The organism is Paenibacillus sp. FSL R7-0189, assembly GCF_037969925.1.
In the GTDB taxonomy this organism is placed as follows: Bacteria; Bacillota; Bacilli; order Paenibacillales; family Paenibacillaceae; genus Paenibacillus_AQ; species Paenibacillus_AQ odorifer.
This window is the reverse complement of the sequence record NZ_CP150223.1, coordinates 5,567,965-5,594,890: the sequence shown is the minus strand read 5'-3', so window position 1 is coordinate 5,594,890 and position 26,926 is coordinate 5,567,965. Positions and strand designations below refer to the sequence as shown.

Sequence of the window (26,926 nt, the reverse complement as noted above, 5' to 3'; positions counted from 1 at the left end):
CAGGTCACGTCTCCCAATCATCTAATTCAGGAAAGGTAGCTGTAATTTGAGTTACCTCATCTGAGTTAACTTCCGGCTGTGGTTCAGTAAGAGGCAAGATGACGGTTACTTCCGTTCCCTTTCCAAGCTCACTTGCCATATCAAGTGTCCCATTATGAAGTTCTACAATCTGCTGTGAGATCGCTAACCCCAAGCCTGTTCCTCCATTAAGTGCATCCACTTGAAAGAAACGGTCCTTAACTCTGGATATATGCGCTTCACTAATCCCTATCCCGCTATCTCGTACCATAATCGCTGTTTCTGTAGCAGACAGCCTCTTTGCTGACAATTCAATACTGGAATCTTCATGTGAGAATTTCACTGCATTGTCTACCAAGTTCAAGAATACCTGTTTTAATCGATTGGCATCCCCTTTAACAAAGATCGCGTCTTCACATTCCAGCAGCAGATGAATTCGTTTCTTTTCCGCTTTAGCCCAAACATTCAGTATCGTCTCTTGTAGCAGTACCTTTACATCTACAACCCCAATCGACAGCTTCATTTGGTTCTGCTGCAGCTTAGAAAAGTCGAGAATTTCCTCCACCAGCCCAATCAGGCGTTCACTTTCTTTGGAAATGATGCTGACTCCAAGTTTTGTCTCCTCCGGATCATACCCGCCGGAAACTAAGGTTTCACTCCAGCCCTTGATACTTGTAAGAGGTGTCCGCAGCTCGTGAGAAATGGACGAGATAAAATCATCCTTAATCTGATTGCTGCGTACAATTTCCTGAGCCATATAATTCAGCGTTGAAGCCAAATCACCAATCTCAAATTTATAGTCTCCCTTAATCCGTACGTTGAATCTCCCCTTGGCCATCTGCGCTGAAACTGCCGTAATATTATTCAGCGGTTTCACAATCGAATTGGCCAGTCCGAAGCTAAAACCAACAACTACAGCCATAACAGCTGCAGCAATAGCAGTAGACAATAAGGTAAGATTAAGCAAATCATTATTGATTTCTTCTAGTGAAGTAATATACCTTAGGACATACTTATCCTGTCCATGAATCTGCAGCATTTTGGAAACCGCCATTACGCTCTCATTCGTGCCTGCCTGACGCCCTACCCAGCGCCCAACGCTGCCGCCAACGGCTTCTGGTACATCACTGGTCGTAATGGTCCGATCCGGCTGAAAGCCAGTGGAACTAGTGATGATATCCCCATTTAGCGATAAGATTTCCAGCTCCGTCTTACTCAATGAGAACCTCTCCAGTACTTCTTGTAGCAAATAGATGCTATTATCGCTTGGTATCATGTTTTTTTGAAAAAACGACTCTGAAACGGAAATGTGATTCTTAATCTTGCTGTATACACTGTCATAATAATATGTTCTGATGGCCAGCAGGAAGATAACTTCTACGAGGAGAAGCGCCAAAAAAACTACAAGAATGTAGTGCAGAACAATCTGTCTGCGCATCCCCTTCTTAATCATTGTCCTTGGCCTTTCCATCTATATCCGTGCCCCCATACAGTCTGCAAAAATTCCGGCTCCGAAGGATTGTTCTCAATCTTCTGGCGTAAGCGCCGGATATTTACATCTACAATTTTGGGATCACCCATATACTCCTTGCCCCACACATGATCCAACAGAAGATCGCGGCTAAGCGGAGTGTTTTCTTTTTCAAGAAAGAATTGAATCAGAGAGAACTCCGTAGGCGTCAGTTCAATGGCTACATTATCACGTTTGAATTGTTTGGTAATAAGATCCAAGCTGAAAGGCCCCGAATGAAAAGAAACCTTGGCCGACTGTTCACGATGCACATTTACTCGGCGCAGCAAAGATTGAATACGCGCAATTAGCTCCGTTGGGCTAAATGGCTTACTAACATGATCATCTGCACCTACGGACAAAGCGTAAACTTTATCCTGCTCCTGAACCTTGGCGGTAAGAAAAATAATTCCCAAGCGTTCATTAGTCTCCCTAATCCGTCTACAAACTTCAAATCCATCAATGCCGGGAACCATAACATCCAATAACGCAATATCAATATCAGGTATAGTGGTTAATTTATGCAATGCTTCATTTCCGTCAGCAGCCTCCAGCACTTCGAACCCATTACGCTTCAAATTAATGACTATGAAACTGCGAATGGACTCTTCATCTTCCAATATCAGAACTTTACTCATCTATTCCCTTCCTTTCAATAGGGGAGGCAATCTTATTGCTTCCTTCTTTTGTTGTACTTTGTTCTAGCTCACCACGGTAGCCGATGACTTTATCTGAATCCCGCCCAAGCAGCTCCCAGCCTTCATTCTTAGCCTTATCCCATTCCGAAGGAGAAAAGAAGGAAACCTCAGCAAACGTCTCTCCGGTGTCGGTCATGATGAACTTAAGGTTTTTATCCAGAACAGATTTCGTGTCAATACTTACCTTTCCATGCAGCTCTGGATCAAAATTAATAGTAAAGCGATCCGATGGATCACGATATAGCTGGACTGCAAAGGTTAGGCCATCTTTTCCATCCCATTTATAATAGGAGGTGAAATAAGGAATATCTGCGGGGTCGAAATACTCCCATCCTTTTGGTGCTTCAAGCAATCCAACTTCAATAATGCCATCATGATCAATATCTTCGCTTGCAATCAGACGATCTTTGTAAGTCCTCGTATCACCTGGCAAAACCACGCGCAGCTTGTTATGCTCCATAAGAACAATTAAACTGTAGGCGGATTGGAAATCCACCGAAGCGTCCAATACGATTCCTTCTTTATCTTTGGCAATCTTTCCTGCGACAATATTGTAATAATTAAAAAAATATGGATCGATATCCTCGATCTTATCGAGCACCTTAAAGCCATCATTGTACTGATAGATCGAAATGGTTGCAAATTCATTTCTTTTAAAATAAACAACGGTGATGTCTTCAATTCCATCCTTGTTAAGATCATCAATCATATATTTGGTGTAAGGAAGTGAAAGCACTTCTTCTAATGATCCACTGGAATAGCTATACACGACGAGGCCTTTTTCTTCCCCACGTGAATAACCTGTAATGATATTCAGCTTCCCGTCACCTGTCATATCTTTCAGATCGACGGACTCCAGCATAGTTCCATCCCCATCAAAAACAAGCTTTTTGACCCAGGCATCTCCTTGCTTCTCTAAGATCATCCCGTGAATCTCTACAGCTTCGCTTGGCGTTCTATAGAACACCAACGACTCCATAATTCCATCGTTATTGAGATCCTCTGTGAAAATTGAGCTCTCATCATTAACCGGACGGATCAACTCCGTACCCGCTGGAATATGTGAATTAATAGCAGCCATAAGTGTTGCTTTGTCAGCAGACAGCTGCGGAGCTTTCATCTTCGAAACGGGATCACTGATGAAAGTACAACCCGAAAGTACGGATAACGACAGTGTTGCAGCTGCCAGGCACCTAAGACTTTTTATACTCAACCTCATCACTCTTTTCCTTATCCGTGTACGAACTTTACAAATTCGCGCGTTCCTGAGACGTTAATCTACGTCCCTTTATATCATGCTTAATTCGTCCATCTTCTAGTACCCATATACGTGAAGCGAAACGTTCAGCCAGTTCAATAGGCAGCACCGTCACTACGGTAAGCCCCGTCTCTTTACATAGTCTGCGCAAAGTTTCCAATACACTCTCTGCCGATTTGGGATCAAGACCCGTAACCGGTTCATCCGCTAGAATTACTTTGGCACCATGAGTTAATGCTCTAGCAATCGCTACACGCTGACGTTCACCACCGCTTAGCTGGCTAGTCTTCATCTTCGCTTTATCTAGAAGTCCAAGGGCATCTAATTCATCCATCGCACCCATATAATCATCTGAACGAACCATCCCTGTAACCATACGCCACATTGGCGTCTGTGCGGACTGGCCGATCAGCACGTTTTTCAGCGCTGTGCGGTTAGGATTGAGCTCAGCATTCTGCTCCAGGTAAGCCCACTCCCGGCGAATTTTTCTTTTTCCGGAAAAGGCACTCGCCATAATATCCGTACCGTCCACTCTAAAATTCCCTCTGTCCCACTTCTCTCGCAGCGCTAAACAGCGTAATAAAGTGGTCTTACCGCTCCCACTCGCTCCAAGTATGGCTACGAGCTCACCCGGCTCTAATTGAAATCCTATATCCTGCAGGACCGGATTTTTATCTTCCCCAACTGCCTTGGCTAAGTGTTCAACTGTGATCATAGTTCAGCCTCTCCCTGTCTTCATCTATAATCTATAGTGTACTCTGAATGTGAGTTCAATTTCCATGTGAGCACTCGTTCTTATCTTACCTCAATTTCTAGGTTGTGGCGAGAATAATAACCCAAGCAAGCCGAACACGATATATAAACCACCCATCAGGGCAAAAATACCGCCGCTTAAGCCCACTTGCAGCAACAAACCACCAATGCCGGGCCCAATAATACTGCCAATACTAAAATGGAAAGAAGCAACCACATTGGCAGCAGGCAGTAGATGTCGTGGCAAAATATCCGCGGCCAGACTTAGCCCTAATGAGAAAAAGGAGCCCACTAGTCCTCCTGCGATCATCAGAAGCACCATTGTCAACGTAAAATGGTCACCTGCCAGCGGCAACATAGTGAAGGCGATCCCGCCTCCGATCCCGGCAATAATCAGTACCCGCTTGCGGCCAAACCGGTCGCTCCACAGACCTAATGGAAACTGCAAAAGCAGTCCTCCGATCCCCGCAAAAGGCAATAACGCTGCAATTTGATCTGTGCTGTAACCGATACGCAGACCATATACCGGAAAGCTGCTATTTAAGCTGGCTTCCATAAAGCCATATAAAAGGGCTGGAATTAAAGCGAACCAGGCTAAGCTGTAACAACGACCGAAACGGCGAACCTGACTTTCACCACTCTCCGCTTTATCTGGCCGGGAATCCGGCAGAATTGTAGTCACAAGAATTAAGACTAACAAAAATAGAAATGCGAGAACAATAAAAGGCACTGCCTGTCCATAACGCAGCAGACTTATCCCAAGTGGACCCAAGCTGAAACCCAGACCATAGGACATGCCATATAGTGAAAGATTACGTCCGCGATGCTCGGCAGGTGTCATGAGCAGAACCCAAAGCTGGGCCCCGTAATTAATCGCAGCATCGCCCACACCCACAAGCAGACGCAATACAAACCATACCTTGATCCCTGTAAAAAAGGGAAACATGAGCAAGCTTACTAAGACTAAACTAATCCCACCAGCTATCAATTTTTTAAATCCAACCGCTCCAAGAACACGTTCAGCAATCAAGGTCATCCCGAATGATCCTATGTATAGTGCAGCAGCATTCAGTCCGTTCAGTGACGAGGAGACTCCTTTTTGCTCCAAAAGAATGGATAGAATGGGCAGCAACAGCCCTTGGCTAAGCCCCGCGGCTATAGTAGCTGTAATAAGAATCATGAAAGTCATTTTGCTATTACTTCGTATAGATACTTTAAGCCGGTCTGACACGGATGATATCCCCCTATAATAAAAACAATGATGTGATCGAACGCCAATTGGCAAACACCGAACATTATAGTGGACAACCCTCTTCAAAACAAGAGATAATATGTAGAAGTTACGGATTTCTGGGGGTGCATGTTACATGGATTACGAATTAAAAATCGACGTATCGCCGGTTTATGAACTGCTGGACAGTTTTATGATATATGTAACCAGAAAATGGATCTCCAATTTAGACCTCGGTCCCCACTGGGTAAGTGATGTGGAAGATCGCATTACTCCTCATAAAGTAACAGCTCTCATGCAAGCTGCGGAGTGGCCATTTACGGATTATGATGTGTTATATGCTTGGGTTTACAGCCGAGGGCCCGCAACGTCAGTGCTGCATTTTCTGGATGATCTGGATTCAGCTTCTATAAAAGAGTGTTATCAGCAGATCGCACCGTTAATTCATGATTTCACCATAGATGAAGCTTCCCGGATCAAGAGCAGCTATAGTCCGCTTCTAAGACTCTGGTATGAGCAATATTTTCGTCATGTAGAACACAAGATTTTACCGTTATTAATTGAAGATGCCTCCGAGAAAAAAATGCTGGAAAGCAAAATGGACCCTATTTCTTTAATTGAATATGCATCTGGTGGTGTAGTTTTCGAGGATATACGGGATCTTAAGACTATAGTATTATTGCCTACCGTTCATAATCGACCAATTAACACCTACTGCTTCTACAAAACTATGGTGATTGTACAGTATCCTGTAGATGTGCCATTGGAAGATGAAAATGAGCCACCGATGGTGCTATTGCGCATGACCAAGGCGCTGTCGGATCCAACCAGACTCCGATTGCTTCGGTATGTCGCCCATGAACCCAAATCTTTATGGGAGATGCAGTCCGATTTAAATCAATCCAGAGAAATGCTTATGCATCACCTAATGATCCTACGCGTAGCTGGTTTACTCCGTATCCATCTTCGCGGGGAACAAGACGAGCGCTTCAGTATCCGTCCAGACGGCGCTTCTGAGCTTCAAATGTTTCTAGAATCTTATATTCACCTATAGAACACTATACAGATACAGATCCAAGGAGTGAGAGATATGAAATACACAACTCAACAAGTAATTTTCGATCTAGATGATACGCTGGTTCACTGCAACAAGTATTTCGATTTAATTTTAGGTCAATATTTCGAGCTCATGACTGATTGGTTTAATGAATTTGGCCCAAGCACCAGTGAATTACGCAGCAAGCAAATAGAAATTGATGTTGATACCGTCAACACGAGTGGCCTGGCCAGCGACAACTTTCCCAAATCCTTAATCGCCACCTACCGTTATTTCTGCGCCAAATATAACCGTCCGACAGATCGCTTTCATGAGCAACAATTACACAAGCTCGGTCTAAGCGTCTATGACCAAGAAATTGAAGCTTACCCTGGCATGGTTGAAACACTCGATACGCTGAAGCAAGAGGGTCACCATTTATTCTTGTATACTGGCGGGGACGACACGATTCAGCAACGTAAAATTGAACAAATGAAGCTGGATGCTTATTTTGACGATCGTATCTATATTCGGAAGCATAAAAATGTTGAGGCGCTCGAAAATATTTTGGCTACCCAAAGCTTTGACCGCAAACGTACCTGGATGATTGGCAACTCGTTACGTACAGATGTACTTCCCGCAGTTACCGCAGGCATTAACAGTATCTACCTGAAGCAACAAAATGAATGGAGCTATAACCTTATCGAGCTGGAGCAGGAGATGCAGCAAGCCGTAATGACTATTTCGTCCATCCACGAGGTGCCTCCTGTCATTCGCTCAGCCGCTATATACAAAAACTAATAATCTAGCTACAACGTTGCGTAACATTGTTACAAATGACATATCTACACTACCTACTGGATGATTATACTATTTTTATAGTATTCCTATATTATCTAGGAGGTGAGATATGAATAAGAAAGTGTCAGCTAAACAATCTCAGACCAAAAGACCTTTGCTTCCCATGATATTAGGTGTCGTTGTTGTAATCCTTCTCGCTGTAATTGTTTTCATCTTAAGCAATAAGACTGATGATACAGCAGATCTACCCAACTACACCGACGTAAAGGGAAGCATTGTTGTTGATGGGCTGAAATATGAGAAGCAACCTCATCTTGGAAGTCCTGATGCCAAAGTTAAAGTTATCGAATTCGCAGATTTCAAATGTCCCGCCTGCAAAATGTGGACTGAAAAGTATCTGGATACTTTTATTAAAGACTACGTGGATACCGGAAAAGTGGAACTTTTCTTCATGAACTTTGCATTTTTGGACCGGGACTCTTATCTTGCTGCTAGCGCCGGCGAAGCCATCTACAAGCAAAGTAACGAGAAGTTCTGGGAATACCTTCATAAGCTGTACGCTAATCAAGGCGATGAGAGCGAAATTTGGGCCACTCAAAAATTCATTCTGAAATTTGTTAAGAATAACATCGAGGGCATTGATTACGCTCAATTTGAAACAGATCTCAAGAATCATACCTATATGTTCGATGTAAAAGAAGACTTTAAGATCGCTGGTTCCTACGGAGTGAACGGCACTCCTAAATTTATGGTAAATGGAGTGCTGCTTCAGGATTCTTCCTATGAAGGGTTAGCAGCAGCGATTGACAAGCAGTAAGTAGTCTTTAAACTATGCCCTATAAGCTGTTCACTTTGAAAAAAGTGACTTCTTACAGGGCTTTTTTGTGTCTATGAATTAAAAAAGATGACTTCTGTGATATACAGAAGTCATCTGCTGATAACTTAATTAAGCCACTGCTTATTCTACCAAATGACACACGGCGCTATGGCCTTCTGACACGATTTTCCGTTCAGGCTTGACAGCCATACATACATCCGAGGCAAAAGAACACCGCGGATGAAAAGTGCAGCCACTTGGTGGATTGAGCGGTGATGGCACCTCGCCTTGAATCGATACCATCTGCTGCTTCTGCTCCACACTATCCGGAATCTTCAAAATCGAATTTAGCAAAACCTGCGTGTAAGGATGCGTAGGTTTCTTGAACAATTCATCCGCCGGAGCCTGCTCAACCACCTCTCCTAAATAAAGAACCGCGATATCATCACTCAAATACTCCACTACTGCCAAATTATGCGAAATAAAGATATAAGTCAGGTTAAATTCCTTCTGCAAATCCTTTAGTAGTTGAATGACTTGAACCTGAATAGATACATCCAATGCGGACACCGGTTCATCACAAATAAGCAATTTGGGATTCAGTGACAACGCTCTGGCAATTCCAACCCGCTGCAACTGTCCACCTGACAGTTCATGCGGATAAGCGTATTGGACTTCAGAAGGCAAACCGACCCGCTCAAGAAGTTCGAGCACACGCTCATGCCGGCTTACTTTAGTTCCAATTTTGTGGATAGCCATTGCATCTTCAATAGCGTCTCCTACCGTCATTCTCGGGCTAAGGCTCGCCTTGGGATCCTGGAAAATAATTTGCATATCACGGCGCATCGCCCGCAGCTTCTCTTTATTTGCCTTTGATAGTTCAACGTCCTCAAAAAATATTTTTCCTTTGTCAGATTCGAGTAGACGCAAAACCATTCTCCCCAAGGTTGATTTTCCTGAGCCACTTTCCCCAACAAGCCCCAATGTTTTCCCTGCTTCCAGAGTAAAAGAAACATTCTCGATGGCATGCAGCTTTTTTCCTTGTACCCGAAAAGTTTTTGAGACATTCTCTACGCGCAAGAGCGGATTATTGGGCATAGGAAGCGACCTCCTCAGCATGATGGCAGGCGATCTGATGATCGGTGCTAAAATCTCGAAGCTTGGGAACCTCATTCTGACACCGCTCAGTTGTATAGAAGCAACGATCGGCAAATGGGCAGCCGGTCAATGTCTGTGTAAGTGTCTTTGCCGTCTTTGGAATAGGCATTATTTCTTTTCCCTTGTGGCCCACTTCGATAATGGAGCGTTTCAATCCAAGTGAATAGGGATGCGCCGCCTCACTTATGAACTTGTCCGTAGTGGCTTTCTCCATGATTTGGCCCCCGTACATCACGATGATTTTGTCACAAAAGTTGGTCGCAAGGCCAAAATCATGCGTTACCATCACTACGCTCATCCCATGTTTTCTGCGCAATTCCTGCAATAGTGCAAGAATCTGCATCTGCACAGTGACATCAAGCGCGGTTGTTGGCTCATCGGCAATCAATAATTGCGGTTCACATGCCAAAGCAATAGCAATCATGATACGTTGGCGCATACCCCCGGAAAATTCGTGAGGATAACTTTTAAACCGTGATTTGGGATCCGGAATCCCCATTTCATGCAAGAGCTGAATGGTTCGGTCAAAAGCTTCCTTCCGGTTTGCATATTGATGCGTCAGCATGGCTTCCATTATTTGATCCCCGATACGCATGATCGGGTTCAAACTGGTCATCGGATCTTGAAAAACAACGCCGATGTCACGTCCACGAATATCTTCTAATTGTTTGGGACGCATTTTAAGTAAGTCCTTACCATTAAACTGAGCTGTCCCCGATGTTATTTTTCCATTTTCGCGAATGAGCCCAATTGATGACATCAATGTAACGGACTTGCCGGAGCCACTTTCACCAACAATCCCCAAGGATTCATTTTCATTGATTGAAAAACTAACGCCGTTTACGGCATAAACTTCATCTTCACTGCGGGAGAACTTCACATGAAGGTCATCAATAGAAAGTAGCGGTTCACCCATATTAATTGCCTCCTTTCGGACTGAATGCTTCCTGGAGACCGTCTGCTACAAACAGAAACGAAAGCAAGGTTATTGCAAAGATACCTGCCGGAAAATACAGCAGCCACGGAAAGCCGAGAATATTCTCACTGGCTTGAGCAATCATACTCCCAAATGAAGGGATTGGCGGCCGAAGCCCCATGCCAAAAATACTTAAGCCTGCAATCTGGATGAGATCACCGGGAATCCCGAAGGCAAGAGAGACACCCATACTGCCGATAACATTCGGCAACATATACCTTCTAGCAATATGCGCCTGAGATGCGCCTAACGCTCTTGCCGCTTCCACCATCTCCCCGTCCCGCATACTCAGGACCAGACTTCGGATCAAGCGCGCATACCCCGCCCAGCCCGGAATCCCAATCGCTAGAATCAAAGATAAATACCCACGTCCCAGCATAATGACTAATATCAAGGCGAACAAAAATCCCGGCAAGGTCATCATGAAATCCACAGCACGCATAATAATCATATCGGCAATTCCGCCGCGCAATCCGGCCCATAAGCCCAATATGATCCCGATGATGAAGCTGACCAAAGTCGCGCCAAAGGCAATAATCAAAGCGCTTCGAACACTGAACAAGATCTGGCTGAACATGTCATGCCCCACATTATCCGTGCCAAAAATATGCTGCCATGTCGGCCCTTGATTGATGGCCAAAAAATCTCCCGTGCGATAATCATACGGAGCCACCCAAGGTCCGATAATCCCCGCGATCAAAAAAAGGACAACCCAGACCAAACCAATAACGGCAAGACGATGTCTTTTAAATCGCTTCCAACCTTGATAAAACTGGGATCTCTGAAGATTCTTTTTTCTGTTCAAAGCTACATCCGATTGAGTTGCTGCAACTGTGCCAGCCAATTGCTCCCCCTCCTAGGTTCGTATAGTCTGTGCCGCTTATAATCTGACACGCGGATCAATAAAGGCATAAATAATGTCAACAAGTAAATTCATAATCATAATCATGGATCCCAGCAGAAATACAGATGTGATGGCGAGCGGATAGTCGAAACTGGTAAATGCCGTCTGCATCACCTGACCAAGCGCTGGAATGGCGAAAATTTGCTCCACCCAGATCGTGCCCATCACTGTAAAAGCAAATTGAGGTCCGATGACGGTTATCATCGCTGTCAGCGAATTTTTGACACCATGCTTAAAAATCATCGGCCAATATTTGACGCCCTTAGCTTTTGCGGTCCGCATAAAATCCGACCTCATGGTTTCGATCAGACTGCCCCGCATATATCTGGCCACAACACCGACATTTGCCGCAGATAAACAAATAATCGGCAAAATTGCTTGCCTCCAGTGACCCCATCCCGTTACAGGCAGAATCCCTTGAAACACAACACCAAATAACAAAACCATAATCACCGCGAGAACAAATGCCGGAATGGCCTGACCCGTCAATGAGATGGTGCTTACAACATAATCGATCCAAGTGTTACGTTTGAGTGCTGCAATAATGCCAAGCGGAACCCCGATAATTACCGAAAGAACAACAGAACCAAATGCCAAAAGTGTACTGATCGGCAAAGCCTGCTTCAGTTGAGTCGCAATTTGCAAAGACGGATTCTGCATCGAATTACCGAAATCGAAGGTTAATTGATGCCATATATACTTCATGATTTGCTGCCACAGCGGTAAATTTAAACCATACCGGCTTTGAAATTGGTCCATGACTTGCTGATAGAGAACAGGGTTTTGCCCTTGCAGCGGAGCCAGTGCCGTAGCCATGGTATTCGTATTCATGAAACCGCCAGGTGAATAATACATCATGGTATAGCTGACTGAAATGACCAAAATTAAAGTGATAATGATTTGTAAAATGCGCTTTGAAATAAATTTCAATATGGTCAAATTCGACCCTCCTTTACCGATTCACGGGCACCATAATTGGCGCCCGCGATTGGTAATTATTCAACCCATTTAGGATTATTCTACAGATAAAAGATGCAGCCCATAGAAGTTGCCCCATGCCCAAGGATTTGATTGCACTCCTGTAATGCCGGGTTTTACCAAGAAGTATTGCTGTTGATAATACAACGGAATAGCATAAGCTTCTTCTAGCAGGTTATTAACTACCTTAGCCGCGATAGGAGCAGCGTCTTCGACGGTCAGCGCATTTACGAATTGCGCTTGCCACATTCTCAAATCTCTTAAGGTATCGGATTGATAACCGTTGTAGTATACCTGTACATCAAGTGCATTTTGATTCAACTTGCCACCTGGCGCGTTTGGTGCTACGAAGGTCCAAGCGGTTACAAAGGCGGCATGTTTTTCATCGTTATTTTTAGCATTTTTCCAAAGATCTACAATCTGTTGCCATTGTTCAGCGGCCGTTGGAAGCCCCGGTTGTTTCAGATAAGGCTGCCAATCCGCCGGTTGCTCTGCTGTCCATTTATCCAAAAAGGCGATATCCTCTTTGGCAGCTTTTTCTAATGCTGCCCAGTCGCTCCATTCCACACCGGCGTTCTTATTGTCCGGATCTCCATATTTTTTAATGGCCGGTTTATAATAAGTTTCCTTGGTCCAATCCACGAATTGTTTCGTAGCTTCTAATGGAGCATCCAGCGTTCCTATGGAATATAGTTGCTGCGTTGCACCCATGTCCAAACTTCCTGGTTCACTCCAGTTTGTTGCGCCCGACGCCAGAATAAAGCCCGGTTTTGCGTCGCCCTGAGGACCGCTGTACTGATAAGCGTTAAACTGCGCCTCATTGAGCTGAACTAGCTCTGTTTTGATACCAAGATTTTGTTGCAGTAATTGACCTAACGCCAAAGCGATTTGCTCACCCTGAGCATCTACTTGCTTGACCCCAACATACAGCGATAAGGTTGGCAGACCTTTACCGCCTTCATAACCGGCATCCTTCAATAATTGTTTGGCTGCCTCGAGATCTTCCGGAAGTCCTTGCTCCAGTTTTTCCGTTGGCCAACCTGGTGAAGCAAAGATATTGGTCGCCCCGCCCATGCCGTTCAGCACCGATTCTACGATCGGTTTACGTTGGATCGCTTTGGCGATAGCCTGGCGCACCTCTTTTTTGTCATATGGAGATTCCGTTGTCGGGTTGCTCCAGAGCAAATATTTGATCGCATAAGTCGCTGCAGTATACAACTGGGACTTTAGCTCATCCGTTTTCTTCACGTATTGTAAATCAGACGCGCTTTGGATTAGAACAACATCCGCATGGCCGGACATATAATCCTCCACCGGCACGGTTGTTGCCGGAAGAACATGGATGGTCTCTACATTGCCGTGATTAAGCTGGCCAGCTGCACCTACATAAATCGGATTGCTCACCATGACGAGTTCACCGTTTGGTGTAAAAGATTTAACCATGTAAGGGCCATTGCTCACAAAATTCCCCGGTTCAAACCACTTACCAGGGTTCGCTTCGACCGCTTTAGGATTCATAGGCATCGACCCGGAAAGAACCATATCACCCAGAATCGCGTGAGGCAGCGTGGTCGTAATTTCCAGAGTGTAATCATCAACTACTTTTAGACCAACTTCTTCTTTACTTACAGATCCGGCATGGTATGCATATCCGTTCTTCACAAAATTAAGCACGCTTAGCCAAAGTTGTGCGGTTGTGTTAGCTGGATCCAATTGATACATATAAGAAAAATAAAAATCATGGGCGGTCACAGGATCGCCGTTAGACCATTTGGCATCTTTACGGAGGGTAAATGTCCAAGTTTTTTTGTCGTCGGAGACGGTATAACCTGTCGCAATTTTCGGAACGATTTCATTATCCTGATTGTAGCCATAAAGCCCTTCGAGCAAAGTTCCTTGTCCTACCAGAATTTGTCCTTGCCATTGTGTAGGATCAAGCGTCGGGATCTTTGGATTGAAAACGGTTACCGAACTTCCCGCCTTAATTTCAAGATCAGCAGCACCTTCATTCTTAACTGCCGTTTGACCCACATCACTGGTTGCTTTTACCGAAGTATTGCTATTGCCTGCAGCATTTTTACCGTTCTCATTGGCACTATTAGAGGAATTACTGCAAGCAGTCACAGATAACAAAGAAAATGACAGAAGTAGAGCTAAGAACGCGTTCTTTTTTTTCATCCTCAAGTGAACCCCCTCGTACATAGTCATGAATCTAAAAAAATAACATTTTATTTTTTGTTATCTATGATGTTATCCTTCACCTTCTCATGTTTTGCCCCCCTAAATTTAAACTCAGATGTTTGTTTGTGAACTTTCGAATGTCTTCTTTTGAATTTCACTTAGAAAACTAAGAGTAATCGCTTACATTCTAAAATTTTCCACAAAGATTGTCAAGAAAAAATGTTACGTTAGTTAGCATAACTCGTTATAATTAATATAACTTATTTGTTGAATATGAATTTTTCGTTAATATTTTATTAGCTTTTTTAGTGTTATTTCGTAAATAACACTAACTTATTGACGAATTTTAGCTTATTTCTTGTAATGCTGTTATAAACGCTATAGAAGAACAAGTTCTATGAGTTCCATAGAACATAATAAAAAGAGTGTATCCCAGCAGTCATTTTATGACCTTTGGGATACACTCTGAACCATTGAGATATGGGAATCGGAATAAAATACTGCTATCGATACAAAATCAGAATAGGTGGACTCCGCCTCTACCGGAAATTATCTACACACTCATGTAGAAAGGCGTCTAGTGTGCGTGGATCTCTGCCGAGCAAACGCTTCACAGTGTCATTTGGACTTTCTGGCACCATCCTAGACATGGTTTGAATTTCCACAACGTGGTTCGCGAGCCAAGGAGGCAGATTCCCATGCTCAATAAGATTACGGAGTAGTACTTGAGGTTCCATGTTGATGTAACTTATCGGCCGATTAAGCAGGGCAGATAGTCGACTCGCGATCTGGGGATAACTGAAAATCTCCGAACCAGTAAGCGTATATATATGGCCTGATACCTTGTCGTTGGTCAGAGCTTCTGCGGCAACGTCTGCAATATCGCGACAGTCAATAAAGTTACACGGTGAAACGCCCATAGAGCCGAAGAAAACATTTTGGGTTGTGATCGTTGGTGCAAAGCGCATTAAATTTTGCATGAACGCATAAGGGCGCAATACGGTATGGGTGATACCCGATTCCCTCAACGTGTTCTCAATTACTTGATGCCAGCCCGCCACTGCCACTGGAGAGCTCTGCTCAAAGGCTGGACTGGATATTTTTACGATGTGTTTGATTCCAGATTCGGTGGCAATCTGAATGATTGAGGTTTCCAATTCGATTTGTCTTGGACTGTTGGACATGGCAAGGAAGAGCTGGCTAGCACCTGTAAACACGCGTCGCAGCGATTCAGGATCGGAAGCATCTACCCTTGCGACCTCAGTAGTCGATCGGCCTTTCTCTCCGATTTGATCACGCAACTTCTCTGGCTCTCTGCTCAGCGCCCTGACAGGTACACCAAGATCAACCAAACGTTCCAAAAGCGCACTTCCAATCGTACCTGTTGCTCCCATAATAACTATCATTTTTATCTTCTCCTTTTGGATGAAAAATTAGTTGTGACAGCAAGTCGCCACCGCCATGTCACTATCGTGCTCGCTATGAATCCAGACAACGGGAAATCGATCCAGACACGATTTACCCAGGCCAAGTGATTACTCGGATACATAATTTCTACTACAACAGATGTCATCCATGCAGCGTATAGCCCAAATGAGGACCCGGCCATTGCGAATAATCCTACCACAATCAAGTGAGGTGCACCGATGACCCATCGCAAACGGCCCACTCGGCTGTGCAACAAAAGTCCAATCATCAAGGCCATCAAGGCCGATGCACCGCCAATAGTAGTCAACGCCGCTATTTGAAGCCCCCTATCTACAGTAACCAATCCCCCGATACCTGCCATAATGGCAGGAGCAGCATAGGCCATTACAACTTCACGCCATAGTACAAAAGTCTTTTTCTTGGAACCAACAGCCTTGATGCTGTAAACATCTTCTGTCTGATTCGGGTATTTCATCTGGTTCATTTAGTTGCTCCCTTCTTCTTTGAAATAGTTCAACGATTGATTTCAGTAAATTATAATTAGGCACCTAACTATATAAGAGTAAAAAAAGGCTAGCTTCACTAGCCCAATTCTACTCATTACTGATGTTTCCCTTTGGTTTCGAGCCTAATTCGCCCGTAAGTGCTGAAATGCCCTGTGTAACTCGACCCAGCAAGTCGAGAAATACGCTGCGTTCTTCGATGTTGAGCAACCCCACCATCGCTTCCAACCGAGCGAAATGCTCAGGAGCCATTTCACGGAGCTTCTTCGCTCCTTCTTCCGTTAAAACGACTGATTTCTGACGGCCATCGTCTGAGCTTAATCGCCGAGATACTAGCCCATCTCGTTCAAGAATGTCGATAAGACCAGTCACTGTAGCACGTGTAACGCCTAGATGCTCCGCTAATTGCGAAGGCAACTCTTCTCCTTCGTTATCTTCAAGATCTGCCAATAAACGATAACGCCCTGTTGATAAACCGAATCTAGAGAAATGAATCTCAGAGGCGTGTCCAAGCATGGCTCCCGCTGCCATTAGCCTAGACGCGACGAGTATAGCCTGTGCGTCTATGTCTAGGTTATAACGATCAATCTGACGCTTGGATTGTACAAGCGAGGGAATAGCCTCAATGTCGTTTATTTTTTTATTATTGTTGTTCATATATGTAGTATGGTCCCTAACTACTTTTGTGTCAACTCATTTTTTTATAACTCGTCAACCCTGGAGTTATACAGTTGGATTTGGTTGTAACTCTATATTTCTCCCAAAGCTCGATCAATCGACCTTCAAGCTCTTCAATTCAAGAGGTCCTTTGCAACAAAATCTGTTGATGCTAGCTCATACCATGTGTGACGATAATTTTCCAGAGACTGCTTACTCCATCCTGTCTCTACGAGAATTCTTTTGGCACCTACAGCTGCAGCTGCAAGCATATCTGTTGAACCTACATCACCAAAACGCGCCGTCGTATAGTGAATATTGTGCTCTTATTTTCTAAAGTAGTAGAAGTTCTGTCCGCATCATTCTACTATTCAAATTTTAACTGAAGCGAATCACAAATTGGCATATAGCCTATCTTTTGATAGATGCTATTAGATGTGGGATTTGCTAAGTCCGTATATAAGACGCACTTAATAAACCCTTTATCCAATGCAAGTTGGCTTATTTGCGCCACAATTGAAGTAGCGTAACCCTTTCCGCGCTCATATGGAGGGGTATAAACAAATGCCACGCCAATTGCCGTCTGCATTTCCCTTGTATATCCTGCCATAGATACGGGTATCCCGTTGTCCTCTAAAATATAGAGTTTCTTCGATGCTATTCGGTAGAGGTAAGGGTCTGCATCTTGCGGGATGGACATTTCTGTTTTACCATAATTCCCCGCTGCATAAAATGCTTCAGCCCAGTATGGGAAAAAGTGAATATCCTTTTCATCTAGCAATCGAACGATACCAACCTTTTGAATGTCTGGATTTACTGCAGTAAGTTCATATATACGTTGGCTCATCATTGTTTTAAAGGATATTCCCTTGCGCAAGGTATATTCTTTGGCAAAATACTCTGCCAAGGTTTTTTCGGTCATCACACCTGGAATTTCACGGTCTTTCAGCCCATCTATCAGACAGTTTATAGCTTCTGGGTTTATTATGTTGTCTGTTGCATAAAGCGTAATATTGTGTGGCGGTGTCATTATGGCGGTAAGTTGTATGCCCCTAGAATCTGAAATAGTTACCATAAGCCAATTTACAGGGTCACGCCAGTCTGTTTTGTCTTTTCCTTCATGCCCAATTATGATATTGCCAAGAGGAATCAAATTTTGTGCTTCATGACGCATCAGCATACCATAGGTATCATTGTAAAACTCATGCACATCCGTATACAACTTGAATTGCATTGCAATATCACCCTTTCATCTGCTCAACGTTTTTCCAGATTTTTCGAACTAATCGTTCTTCTTACAGTTTGTTGATTTTTCGCCTGCCAATTTAATAATTAATTAATGAAGACGCAAAAAACCCCATCCCATTAGGGACGGAGTTGCTCCGCGTTACCACCCTGATTGACGTTTATAATAAACGCCCTCTTAGCCATCGTCCAACAACGATGCTTCTTTGTAACGGTAGAATCCCGGTCCCATCTACTATAATTCGGGGGACAGCTCTGAGGTGATTTTTTGATTCGGATATCCGCTGCCTCGCACCAACCGGCAGTTCTCTGAACGGCGTTTCCAGATCTAATTGTCCTCTTCATCGCATTTGGTAATTATTAATTAAGTTTAATATAAGATAATAGGAATATTCTGTCAATAACTCAAACAACAATAGGGATCTCTAAACTTATATTGCTTCTAAAGCAGATAATCCAACTAATCATGCGACTATATGATTGCGGAGACTACACTACAGTCTGCTTATTTTCTTCATCAACACATAGCACCTACTTAATCTGTTTCGATTAGCTTGGAGGTCAACTTCACTACTGGCCTGATATACTTCAAAAACCGCTCCGGATCGTGATAAACGTAATGGATTCTCCCAGGGGAAGTATCAAAGCAGTAACCAGTGTCTGCAAAATTAAAAGCTGCCATTGCCCTTTCCATCTTTTCCTCTACACTACGATTTTCCTGTTCATAATTGAATGGCCCATGTTCAAAAACAATATACTCGGCTTCGAGAACATCAATCATAAGCATTTGTGGAGGTACTTCACCTTTATAATCAAGAGGAAGACGTACACCAAAACACTCTGTACGTGGAATACCCCAATCGCAGAGTCTGCCATCCGGGTCATTAATGTAAGCCATAATCTGACCGCTGCCACCGTTAGATTCACTCCCACCATCGTCATCCAATTTGCCCTTGATACTATCGAGTAAGCCGCAAATAGTTTCGCAGTCCTGTCCTGTAATAAGGCTTTGCTTTTGCCAAAAATCCCAATACCCATTACTCTCATAGTTTTTAATGTGCAAAAATTTGTGAGTGGGAATGGTTACAAAATAAATGTCAAGATCATCTGTAGATTTCATCATACCAATCTCTCCAAATCCGAAAAAGTAGCGGTCGAAAGAGTTTATTTTTGTACGAAGGGCGACAGGCATAGGCCTTTTCCGGTATTCACTTGGAGTTACACCATATGTTCCCTTGAAAGCCCTGGTAAAAGCTTCATGTGATGAAAAACCATAATCAAAAGCAATATCCAAAATGCTCTTTTCACTATCCCGAACCTCTTTTAGTGCGAAGGCTAATTTTCTATGCCGTAGATAATCCCTAAATTGCATTCCCGATATTTCCTTAAATTTTCTCGTAGTATGAAATTCGGAATAACCTAACTTGTGAGAAAGAGATCGTAGCGTTATTGCTTCACTGTTACGATTCTTAATACACTCGTCAATTTCATTAACGATTATTTGGATTTGCTTGTGCCACTCGTACAAATGGTCTGTTCACCTCGTTTCAACCACTCTATAGTCATTGTAGAGTAATGGAATTTGCATTGCTTGATTCTACTTGCGGAAAAGAGAGGAGAGGATATATTTGTTCCTTAAATCGCCCTGGAAAATATCAACGTTATCATTCAATGACAATTCAAACGTTTTGGTCCTACTATTTCGGAATCTCATCAGATTTCCTCTTTGCACTTAGTGGTCGGTGTATAACCCTATCGTTCTGTCAAAGTATTTCCGCAAGCAGCTTAAGCGTGTCATGCATTCGCAGGATGGACAAGAAGCACGGAGTATCGGGAGGCATTAAACAAAAGGGCTCGGACCCGTTGAGACATGGGAGTGAAAATCACATGCCCTTACAGTTGTTCCAAGCCACCGCCTCCTCAATTTCCTTCTTATCTCACATTTAGCTAAAGGTAAAATCCTACGAATTCATGAGCCTGCGTGAGTATACTAAATCATTTCGGAGAAGTTCAATGCCCATCTCATTCCGGGTAATGGTGATGATTAGGCCCTGTTAGAGTCTCGCGAACGTGATGTAATCGACTTGGACAGGCTCTGCCAATTCGATCCGCAGTGCCCGGTTGATCTGTCCCCGGTGATATTGCCCATGTAAAATGACCTGCGACAGGATGTCACGGACGGACGTTCGGAACGGGACTCCGCTCTGGCTCGCATAGTCGATCATCACGTCCAAATCAAATTCCTCCAGCCCTTCGATATACACACGATATTGCTCGGCGTTTTCTTCGAACATCGTTCGGATCGCCGTCAGGTCTTCCGCTTCCTCCCACAACGAATATTGCGCACTGCCCTTGCCCTGCAATCGGGACAGCCAGACTCGTTCCGCAACCGCGACATGCCGAACCAGCTTCAGAAGGTCATTGTTCTTCATCTCACTCTCCTCGAGCGCTTCCAAGATTCGTGCGTCCGCCCAGTACAGGTGGTCCATCATGCACTTGATCGTTTTCATTTCCGTTTCCCCCTCTTCGTCTCATCGATTACTTGAACCTACTGTTTCCCGCATTGGTCATTTATTTCTCTAATCGTCATAATCTTCAGCAGTCCAAGGTTTTTTTATCGCGCTCATTGGAATCAGGAGACGTGTATCGCCTTTTGGTTAGAATCAGAAAATATAAAAGATGAGACCTTTGCCCTCGGCTACAGTTTGGCTGTAAAAACGCCGAATTTCGTTAAAATGTTGAAGCATGTAGGCAAAGAACGCGTCCTCATCCTCGTCTGAAACAATATCAGGTTCAAGAGGATACACCTCTTCCTTGACCATGGCCGGGAAATTATACCGCAAGCGGAGCTGCGCTTCATCCAGCTCAGAAATAGCCTGAAGCACTTCTGCAACTTGCTCAGCGCGTAAGGAAAACGCCCCGAATGAGCCAAAATCGATGCCTTTGTCTGACGTCAGCGGAACAACATAGCCAAGAGGGGCATCTCCATCGGAAATAGCTCCACAAAGCAAGTAGTGTATCGCCTCCCAGGATCTATCAATGTCCAGTCCGGGATAATCATCTATTTTCAAGCTCTTCAATGCAATGTCGCCTGCAATAATTTGCTGCACTAGGTTGTCATCCATTGCGAAGTAATATCCACGCATTCCCATGATGTCATCCTTCCTTCCATTCTAGTAGTGACTATACTGCCCTATCAAAATGTAACCTTTGAATTTATCCCGTAGGATAAAAAAAGAGTGAAGATCAGCCCCCTACGTAATCATAATATCTTGTGCACACAAGTTACTACATCCCGTTTAAAATAGGTGCGTCCTACACTCTTTAACTAATTAATTTTATGTGTAAAAGATATGGTCACCCACAGCCGACACTGAAACCATATCCTCTATACGGCGAGTCCGACTAATAGTCATGACTATGGACCCAGCTGACGCTATTGGCGAATTTATAGCCGTTGGAGCAAGTTTGCGGACTCCAGTGCTGTATTCTCCCGCAAGCGGTGCATCTATAGCCCTTTACGCCCATAACGACTATGGGGTCCGATAGCAGTCCAAAAAGGATGTATTCCCGCGCTTAAGATCAACTGTGTCCGATAGCGGCTTTGTACGTGCAAATTCGCTGTAATCATCCATGATCCATTCAAGCTTCCAGTTAGACTATGACTCCACTGTTAATTGACCCGTATCCATATTATTGAGCACAAGTTTGCCTTCCAGCGGGGTTCCGTCTTCGCTCGTAAGCTTCAGCTTTCCCGTACGGCCTTTTTCTATCAATGCCTTTACTTGAGTATCTGTAAGGGTACGTCCGTGGTTTTCTTTCCAGATCACGAACTTGCAGCCTTCTTTGTAATGAGAGCAGCCGTAGCCTTTTTTACCCATAAAAATCATCCCGCCACAGCCAGGACGCGGGCAGTTTCCGATAATTTTCGGACCGGAATTTGCTGATTCCTCTTCATTAGCTGGTTTACGTTTTCTTGGCGCGGCAGGTTTATCGCTGGTTTTACGAGATGTGCCTCCACCACTCCGACCTTTAGCCCCTGTATTCACAGAAGGAGTTTCCCCTTCAAAAGAAGTTTTGGACGCCCGAGACTGCACACGAACCTTGTCCACGATCATGCAGGCAAATCTTTTTACATTCTCCATAAATTGTCCGTCCGACGCCGTTCCTCTGGATATCTCGTTCAAGCGACGTTCCCACTGGCCGGTCATTTCAGGTGAAGTCAACAGCTCGATGCCCGCTCCACGTATCAGTTCAATAGCCGTTCGTCCTTTTTGCGTGATGGCGATTTTTTTACCTTGCATTTCAATGTATCCGACATTCTTAAGCCGTTCAATGGTTGCAGCACGTGTGGCTGGAGTGCCTAACCCTGAATCCTTCATAGCATCCCGAAGCTCTTCGTCCTCAATCTGTTTTCCGGCACTTTCCATCGCTCTAAGCAGCGTGCCTTCTGTATAGTGTTTTGGCGGCTGTGTATCCTTCTCTTTAACAATCGCATCACTACAGATCACTTCATCTGCCGGAGCAATTGTGAACGGTTCATTCACTTCAATCTCTTCGTCTTCCTCATCATCCTTGTTTTTTCCCTTGGACGACTTCGCTTTATCTTTCTTCTGGTCCGCGTAAATGACCTTCCAGCCGAGACTTAATAATTCCTTAACAGTAGTTTTGAACTTTTCGTCCTCTACATCAGTCATAACCGTATGCACTTTATATTCCGCAGCCGGATAGAACTGTGATAAAAAGCGCCGCACAATCAAATCATACAGCTTTCCCTCATCCGCACTAAGCCCTGTTGCTTTTCTATATGTAGGCAAAATCGCATGGTGATCCTCGACCTTCGAGGGATTGCAGATAAATTTATTTCCTTTATGAACGAGATTACGATTCGCGCCTTTCACCCATTCATCATAAGCCGTCCCTTGGAGCGCAGATAAAGTCTTATGCATCTCCGGAATATTCTGTTCTGTAACATAGTTAGAATTTGTCCGCGGATAGGATATCACCTTATGCTTTTCATATAACGCTTGTGCGATATCGAGTGTTTTTTTAGCGGAAAAAGCGTACTTCCCATTCGCCTCCCGCTGCAACAGCGTCAAATCATACAGTTTATTCGGATACTCTTTCGTTTCCTTAACCTCATAAGAGTCAATTCGTCCCGGTTTTCCTTTGACCTTGGCAGCCAGCGCCTCCGCCTTCTCACCATCAGTGAGCCGGTCACCCTGCCACATACCTTTATAAGTCATTTCATTTTGTGTAAAATGGCCCTCTACCTCAAAAAACTTAAGAGATGAGAACGCCTCAATCGTCTTCTGGCGATCATAAATAAGTGCAAGTACTGGGGTCTGAACTCTCCCCACCGACAGCAGCACATTATGTTTCGTAGTAAATGCACGTGATCCGTTCATACCGATTAGCCAATCGGCTTCACTGCGCGCTTTTGCCGCTTTTGTTAGATTCTCGTACTCCGCCCCATCCTTTAGCTCTTGAAATCCTTTGCGGATTGTCTCTGGTGTCAAATCGGAAATCCACAGCCGTTTCACAGGATGTTCAAGCTTCAAATGCCGCTGAATGAGCGAAAATATATGCTGGCCTTCTCGCCCGGCGTCACAAGAATTTACTAGCAGATCGCTTCGTTTAGCCAGCTCTCCGATTACCTTCAGCTGATCAATGGTCCGCGCATTAGGAACCAGCTTGAATTGGTCCGGAATAATGGGAAGATCATTAATATTCCATTTTTTGTATTTTACATCATATGCATCCGGCTCAGCCAATCCTATTAGATGCCCTATTGCCCATGTAATAATGTACTGCTCCCCTTCAAGATAGGAACGGTAATTTTTAGCCTTTGGTTCTATTGCGGCGGCGATATTCCGCCCCATGTCCGGTTTCTCCGCAATAATAAGTGTCTTCAAAAACATTCGCTCCTTACCTTCTCGTTCTTAAGTCCAAAATAGGTCCAGTACTCTATTATAACATTAACCTCGGTTTTTTTTAATCGACCGGACTTTTCATAGTCTTTCGTTTGTTTTAAAATAAGTTGGTATAAGCGTATTCATGTATCGGAGGGAAACAAACCTTGTATGAGAATCACAGATTTACAGAACCTTTTTCTGATCGAAGCCTCTCTGCCCTGAAGGCGGATTGTGAGCAGTGCTTCGGCTTATGTTGTGCCGCATTACCTTTTGCTGCTTCCGTAGATTTCGCTAGAGACAAAGACGCTGGACAGCCGTGTCACAATCTACAGTCGGACTTTCGCTGTGGTGTACATACAGAGCTAAGAGTATTAGGCTACCGTGGTTGTACGGTCTATGACTGTTTTGGAGCTGGGCAAAAGATTTCTCAAGTCACTTATGCTGGAGAAGACTGGAGGAAAAAGCCGAAAACTGCGAAGCAGATGTTCGAGGTATTTCCGATTATGTGGCATTTGCACGAGCTGCTTTGGTATTTACATGAATCTTTGAACCTAGAAATAACCCGTACAATCCATACTGAGCTGCAAACAGCTCTCGATGAAACAGAACAGCTCACCTTGCTCAATCCTGAAGCTCTTATAAAGGTGGATGTTTCCGCTCATCGAGCAAAAATCAATATGTTACTGTTGCAGGTCAGTGAAATTGTAAGAACTGACGCTCGTCGTAAACTAAAAAAATCCACGAAGAATTTCAGTCGAGGTGCCGACCTTATGGGAGCAAAGCTCAAAGGAGCCGATCTTAGAGGCGCCAACTTGAGAGGAGCCTATTTAATAGCCGCAGACCTTAGGGATGCTGATCTCAGAGGTGCAGACCTTATTGGGGCAGACTTTCGCGATACTGACCTCAGAGGTGCTAATTTAGCAGAAGCTCTCTTTCTCACCCAGGCACAGATCAATGCGGCAAAAGGCAATACTCTCACGAAATTACCAGCAGCACTCTTGTGCCCTGATCATTGGCACTCTCATTAGATTAAAAAGATCATTTATATCAGCGGTGAATAGAATTTTTTGATCCGAGACACAGCTTCCATAATTTCTAAGACTTCTTTCTCCGCTGTGTTTCGTTCCAGATACTCTACTCTTCCCTGAGATGCTTCCTTGCCCACAACTATTGATAAAGGTATCCCGATCAAGCTTGAATCTTTAAATTTCACGCCAGCGCGTTCATCCCTATCATCGATCAGCGTCTCAATGCCAAGCTTGTTGGTTAGTTGATCATAGAGACCTTCTGCAACCGTCCGCTGCTCACTATCCTTGACGGCCATTATCAAGATATGAACCTGATAAGGTGCCAATGCTGCTGGCCACATTAATCCATCCTCATCATGATGCTGTTCAGCAATAGCGGATAAAAGCCGTGAGATACCAATTCCGTAACAGCCCATAATCATAGGTTGACTTTTGCCTGAAGAATCTAAGTAAGAAGCGCCTAGCTTTTCACTGTATTTAGTACCTAATTTGAAGACATGACCCACTTCAATCCCTTGATGAAAATGCAGAATACCCTCCAAACAATGCGGACAAACTTCACCTTCTGCTACATTCCGTAGATCCCCCACATGCTCAAGCGCAAAATCTCTACCTGGTACTACGTTACGGAAGTGATAATCTTTTTCTCCCGCCCCTGTAATCCCTTGGGTCATATCTGCTACTGCTGCATCCACTAGGACAGTCAGGGTTAAACCCACAGGTCCTACAAATCCACTCTCTACACCGGCTAAGGATTTCACAGCCTCGTAGTCAGCAAGCTTAATCTCATTCATTCCTAAATATTTACTTACCTTAATTTCATTGACTTCATGATCTCCCCGGACCAGAACAGCAAAAATCTGTCCGTCACCTTCATAGATTAATGTTTTAATAATCTGCTCTGGCCGGATATCTAGCTCCTGCTCTAGTTGCTCAATTGTGCGCAAATCAGGAGTGAGGAACTTCTCTATCTCCGGTACTTGCATGACAACTTCATTTTTTGCAGGCCGCACGGACTCTGCCTGTTCCAGATTGGCCGCATAATCACAAACGGAGCATGCAGCAATCGTATCCTCCCCAATCTCAGCCAGCGCCATAAATTCATGACTGCCGCCCTCGCCTCCAATCGCACCGGAATCCGCATGGACAGCACGGAATTTCAATCCAGATCGCTCAAATATCCGGTGATAAGCCTCGAACATTTGGATATATGATTTATCGAGACCTTCCATGTTTGTATCAAAAGAGTAAGCATCCTTCATCAAAAACTCTCTGCCTCTCAGCAGTCCAAAACGTGGTCGGCGTTCATCACGGAACTTGGTCTGAATCTGATATACGGTAATAGGAAGCTTACGATAAGAGCTGATCTCATTCCGTACGAGTGTGGTTACTACTTCCTCATGTGTAGGACCTAGTATGAATTCCCGCTCATGACGATCCCGCAGCGTCATCAACTCCTTACCGTATACCTCATATCGGCCTGATTCTTTCCAGAGCTCCGCAGGCTGCATAGATGGCATCAATACCTCCTGAGCCCCAAAGAAATCCATCTCATTCCGCACAATCGCTTCTATTTTCCGTAAAACACGTCTTCCAAGCGGTAAATAAGTGTACACACCCGCTGCTAATTGGCGAATATATCCCGCACGCAGCAGTAGCTGATGACTGCTTGTCTCCGCCTCTGAAGGTGCCTCACGCAGAGTTGTTAATAAAAGATTACTTTGACGCATATTTGTACCCTCCCTAAAAAATGAACACTCTAAACGCAAAAAGACACATTCGTCAGGGACGAATGTGTCGTGATACCACCCTTATTTAACCGCCAGCCCAT

General features: G+C 44.2%; 24 protein-coding genes and 1 other annotated feature. Of the genes, 4 read left to right on the top strand and 20 right to left on the bottom strand.

What is annotated here, in order from left to right:
* Positions 1–4: 4 nt before the first annotated feature.
* From MKY63_RS24485 to MKY63_RS24465, 5 genes are all read right to left on the bottom strand, one after another.
* A complete protein-coding gene (locus tag MKY63_RS24485; protein ID WP_051491526.1) occupies positions 5–1,471 on the bottom strand; it encodes a HAMP domain-containing sensor histidine kinase in 1,467 nt (488 codons plus the stop codon).
* Positions 1,468–2,166 carry a response regulator transcription factor gene (locus MKY63_RS24480; RefSeq protein WP_036687642.1) on the bottom strand — a complete coding sequence of 233 codons (699 nt, stop codon included), beginning with the start codon at positions 2,164–2,166 and terminating at the stop codon, positions 1,468–1,470. Before MKY63_RS24480 ends, MKY63_RS24485 begins: the two co-directional genes overlap by 4 nt.
* Positions 2,159–3,439: a hypothetical protein gene (locus tag MKY63_RS24475; RefSeq protein WP_235219555.1), complete on the bottom strand. Its 1,281-nt coding sequence runs from the start codon at positions 3,437–3,439 to the stop codon at positions 2,159–2,161. The genes MKY63_RS24480 and MKY63_RS24475 overlap by 8 nt, the downstream gene beginning before the upstream one ends.
* Before the next feature lie 34 nt (positions 3,440–3,473).
* Positions 3,474–4,199 (bottom strand): ATP-binding cassette domain-containing protein, encoded by a 726-nt coding sequence (locus MKY63_RS24470; RefSeq protein WP_036687647.1) that lies wholly within the window; start codon positions 4,197–4,199, stop codon positions 3,474–3,476.
* Between the two features lie 90 nt (positions 4,200–4,289).
* On the bottom strand, positions 4,290–5,444 hold the full coding sequence (locus MKY63_RS24465) for an MFS transporter (RefSeq protein ID WP_038574530.1): 1,155 nt from the start codon (positions 5,442–5,444) through the stop codon (positions 4,290–4,292).
* 160 nt (positions 5,445–5,604) lie between these two features.
* Between MKY63_RS24465 and MKY63_RS24460 the strand changes: the two genes are divergently transcribed.
* The 3 genes from MKY63_RS24460 to MKY63_RS24450 all read left to right on the top strand — a co-directional run bounded on the left by MKY63_RS24460 (position 5,605) and on the right by MKY63_RS24450 (position 8,122).
* Positions 5,605–6,522 carry a helix-turn-helix domain-containing protein gene (locus MKY63_RS24460; RefSeq protein WP_076213494.1) on the top strand — a complete coding sequence of 306 codons (918 nt, stop codon included), beginning with the start codon at positions 5,605–5,607 and terminating at the stop codon, positions 6,520–6,522.
* A gap of 36 nt (positions 6,523–6,558) precedes the next feature.
* The gene (locus MKY63_RS24455) at positions 6,559–7,305 is read left to right on the top strand and encodes an HAD hydrolase-like protein (protein WP_076213490.1); all 747 of its coding nucleotides are present in this window, start codon (positions 6,559–6,561) and stop codon (positions 7,303–7,305) included.
* A gap of 109 nt (positions 7,306–7,414) precedes the next feature.
* Positions 7,415–8,122 carry a DsbA family protein gene (locus MKY63_RS24450; protein WP_036687653.1) on the top strand — a complete coding sequence of 236 codons (708 nt, stop codon included), beginning with the start codon at positions 7,415–7,417 and terminating at the stop codon, positions 8,120–8,122.
* 141 nt (positions 8,123–8,263) lie between these two features.
* Here MKY63_RS24450 and MKY63_RS24445 read toward each other — a convergent pair whose 3' ends face one another.
* The 14 genes from MKY63_RS24445 to MKY63_RS24380 all read right to left on the bottom strand — a co-directional run bounded on the left by MKY63_RS24445 (position 8,264) and on the right by MKY63_RS24380 (position 24,067).
* A complete protein-coding gene (locus tag MKY63_RS24445; RefSeq protein ID WP_076098781.1) occupies positions 8,264–9,220 on the bottom strand; it encodes an ABC transporter ATP-binding protein in 957 nt (318 codons plus the stop codon).
* Positions 9,210–10,196 (bottom strand): ABC transporter ATP-binding protein, encoded by a 987-nt coding sequence (locus MKY63_RS24440; RefSeq protein ID WP_036687658.1) that lies wholly within the window; start codon positions 10,194–10,196, stop codon positions 9,210–9,212. Before MKY63_RS24440 ends, MKY63_RS24445 begins: the two co-directional genes overlap by 11 nt.
* Before the next feature lies 1 nt (position 10,197).
* The gene (locus MKY63_RS24435) at positions 10,198–11,100 is read right to left on the bottom strand and encodes an ABC transporter permease (protein ID WP_081388066.1); all 903 of its coding nucleotides are present in this window, start codon (positions 11,098–11,100) and stop codon (positions 10,198–10,200) included.
* A gap of 36 nt (positions 11,101–11,136) precedes the next feature.
* Positions 11,137–12,099, bottom strand: a complete 963-nt coding sequence (locus MKY63_RS24430) for an ABC transporter permease (RefSeq protein WP_036687660.1) — start codon at positions 12,097–12,099, stop codon at positions 11,137–11,139.
* A gap of 75 nt (positions 12,100–12,174) precedes the next feature.
* Entirely contained in the window at positions 12,175–14,316 is a 2,142-nt protein-coding gene (locus tag MKY63_RS24425) for a peptide ABC transporter substrate-binding protein (RefSeq protein WP_076213483.1), read from the bottom strand.
* 542 nt (positions 14,317–14,858) lie between these two features.
* Positions 14,859–15,725, bottom strand: a complete 867-nt coding sequence (locus MKY63_RS24420) for an SDR family oxidoreductase (RefSeq protein WP_076098778.1) — start codon at positions 15,723–15,725, stop codon at positions 14,859–14,861.
* 2 nt (positions 15,726–15,727) lie between these two features.
* Positions 15,728–16,231, bottom strand: a complete 504-nt coding sequence (locus MKY63_RS24415; protein WP_178420224.1) for a hypothetical protein — start codon at positions 16,229–16,231, stop codon at positions 15,728–15,730.
* A gap of 109 nt (positions 16,232–16,340) precedes the next feature.
* Positions 16,341–16,907, bottom strand: a complete 567-nt coding sequence (locus MKY63_RS24410; protein WP_036687664.1) for a MarR family transcriptional regulator — start codon at positions 16,905–16,907, stop codon at positions 16,341–16,343.
* A gap of 134 nt (positions 16,908–17,041) precedes the next feature.
* Positions 17,042–17,179 (bottom strand): hypothetical protein, encoded by a 138-nt coding sequence (locus MKY63_RS24405; RefSeq protein ID WP_141118581.1) that lies wholly within the window; start codon positions 17,177–17,179, stop codon positions 17,042–17,044.
* A gap of 95 nt (positions 17,180–17,274) precedes the next feature.
* Positions 17,275–18,141, bottom strand: coding sequence for a GNAT family N-acetyltransferase (locus MKY63_RS24400; protein ID WP_036687666.1), 867 nt, complete (start codon positions 18,139–18,141; stop codon positions 17,275–17,277).
* A gap of 130 nt (positions 18,142–18,271) precedes the next feature.
* Positions 18,272–18,506, bottom strand: a binding site (T-box leader).
* 181 nt (positions 18,507–18,687) lie between these two features.
* Positions 18,688–19,680 carry a helix-turn-helix transcriptional regulator gene (locus MKY63_RS24395; RefSeq protein ID WP_076274622.1) on the bottom strand — a complete coding sequence of 331 codons (993 nt, stop codon included), beginning with the start codon at positions 19,678–19,680 and terminating at the stop codon, positions 18,688–18,690.
* 526 nt (positions 19,681–20,206) lie between these two features.
* Entirely contained in the window at positions 20,207–20,662 is a 456-nt protein-coding gene (locus tag MKY63_RS24390; RefSeq protein WP_076274623.1) for a DinB family protein, read from the bottom strand.
* A 153-nt stretch (positions 20,663–20,815) separates the two neighbouring features.
* Positions 20,816–21,304 carry a YfbM family protein gene (locus MKY63_RS24385; protein ID WP_339810084.1) on the bottom strand — a complete coding sequence of 163 codons (489 nt, stop codon included), beginning with the start codon at positions 21,302–21,304 and terminating at the stop codon, positions 20,816–20,818.
* Positions 21,305–21,811: 507 nt separating this feature from the next.
* Positions 21,812–24,067, bottom strand: coding sequence for a type IA DNA topoisomerase (locus tag MKY63_RS24380; protein WP_076103974.1), 2,256 nt, complete (start codon positions 24,065–24,067; stop codon positions 21,812–21,814).
* Positions 24,068–24,231: 164 nt separating this feature from the next.
* Here MKY63_RS24380 and MKY63_RS24375 point away from each other — a divergent pair, with 164 nt between their 5' ends.
* Positions 24,232–25,095, top strand: a complete 864-nt coding sequence (locus MKY63_RS24375; RefSeq protein WP_339810082.1) for a pentapeptide repeat-containing protein — start codon at positions 24,232–24,234, stop codon at positions 25,093–25,095.
* A gap of 14 nt (positions 25,096–25,109) precedes the next feature.
* On the opposite strand, the gene MKY63_RS24370 is transcribed toward MKY63_RS24375, so the two are convergent.
* Positions 25,110–26,825, bottom strand: coding sequence for a proline--tRNA ligase (locus MKY63_RS24370; RefSeq protein ID WP_339810080.1), 1,716 nt, complete (start codon positions 26,823–26,825; stop codon positions 25,110–25,112).
* Positions 26,826–26,926: the final 101 nt, after the last annotated feature.

Coding starts and splice junctions, on each gene's coding strand:
- MKY63_RS24455 (WP_076213490.1), top strand. CDS start 6,559: ATGAAATACACAACTCAACAAGTAATTTTCGATCTAGATGATACGCTG.
- MKY63_RS24450 (WP_036687653.1), top strand. CDS start 7,415: ATGAATAAGAAAGTGTCAGCTAAACAATCTCAGACCAAAAGACCTTTG.
- MKY63_RS24470 (WP_036687647.1), bottom strand. CDS start 4,199: ATGATCACAGTTGAACACTTAGCCAAGGCAGTTGGGGAAGATAAAAAT.
- MKY63_RS24425 (WP_076213483.1), bottom strand. CDS start 14,316: ATGAAAAAAAAGAACGCGTTCTTAGCTCTACTTCTGTCATTTTCTTTG.
- MKY63_RS24420 (WP_076098778.1), bottom strand. CDS start 15,725: ATGATAGTTATTATGGGAGCAACAGGTACGATTGGAAGTGCGCTTTTG.
- MKY63_RS24440 (WP_036687658.1), bottom strand. CDS start 10,196: ATGGGTGAACCGCTACTTTCTATTGATGACCTTCATGTGAAGTTCTCC.
- MKY63_RS24405 (WP_141118581.1), bottom strand. CDS start 17,179: ATGCTTGCAGCTGCAGCTGTAGGTGCCAAAAGAATTCTCGTAGAGACA.
- MKY63_RS24480 (WP_036687642.1), bottom strand. CDS start 2,166: ATGAGTAAAGTTCTGATATTGGAAGATGAAGAGTCCATTCGCAGTTTC.
- MKY63_RS24390 (WP_076274623.1), bottom strand. CDS start 20,662: ATGAAAACGATCAAGTGCATGATGGACCACCTGTACTGGGCGGACGCA.
- MKY63_RS24415 (WP_178420224.1), bottom strand. CDS start 16,231: ATGAACCAGATGAAATACCCGAATCAGACAGAAGATGTTTACAGCATC.
- MKY63_RS24400 (WP_036687666.1), bottom strand. CDS start 18,141: ATGCAATTCAAGTTGTATACGGATGTGCATGAGTTTTACAATGATACC.
- MKY63_RS24485 (WP_051491526.1), bottom strand. CDS start 1,471: ATGATTAAGAAGGGGATGCGCAGACAGATTGTTCTGCACTACATTCTT.
- MKY63_RS24445 (WP_076098781.1), bottom strand. CDS start 9,220: ATGCCCAATAATCCGCTCTTGCGCGTAGAGAATGTCTCAAAAACTTTT.
- MKY63_RS24410 (WP_036687664.1), bottom strand. CDS start 16,907: ATGAACAACAATAATAAAAAAATAAACGACATTGAGGCTATTCCCTCG.
- MKY63_RS24370 (WP_339810080.1), bottom strand. CDS start 26,825: ATGCGTCAAAGTAATCTTTTATTAACAACTCTGCGTGAGGCACCTTCA.
- MKY63_RS24385 (WP_339810084.1), bottom strand. CDS start 21,304: ATGGGAATGCGTGGATATTACTTCGCAATGGATGACAACCTAGTGCAG.
- MKY63_RS24460 (WP_076213494.1), top strand. CDS start 5,605: ATGGATTACGAATTAAAAATCGACGTATCGCCGGTTTATGAACTGCTG.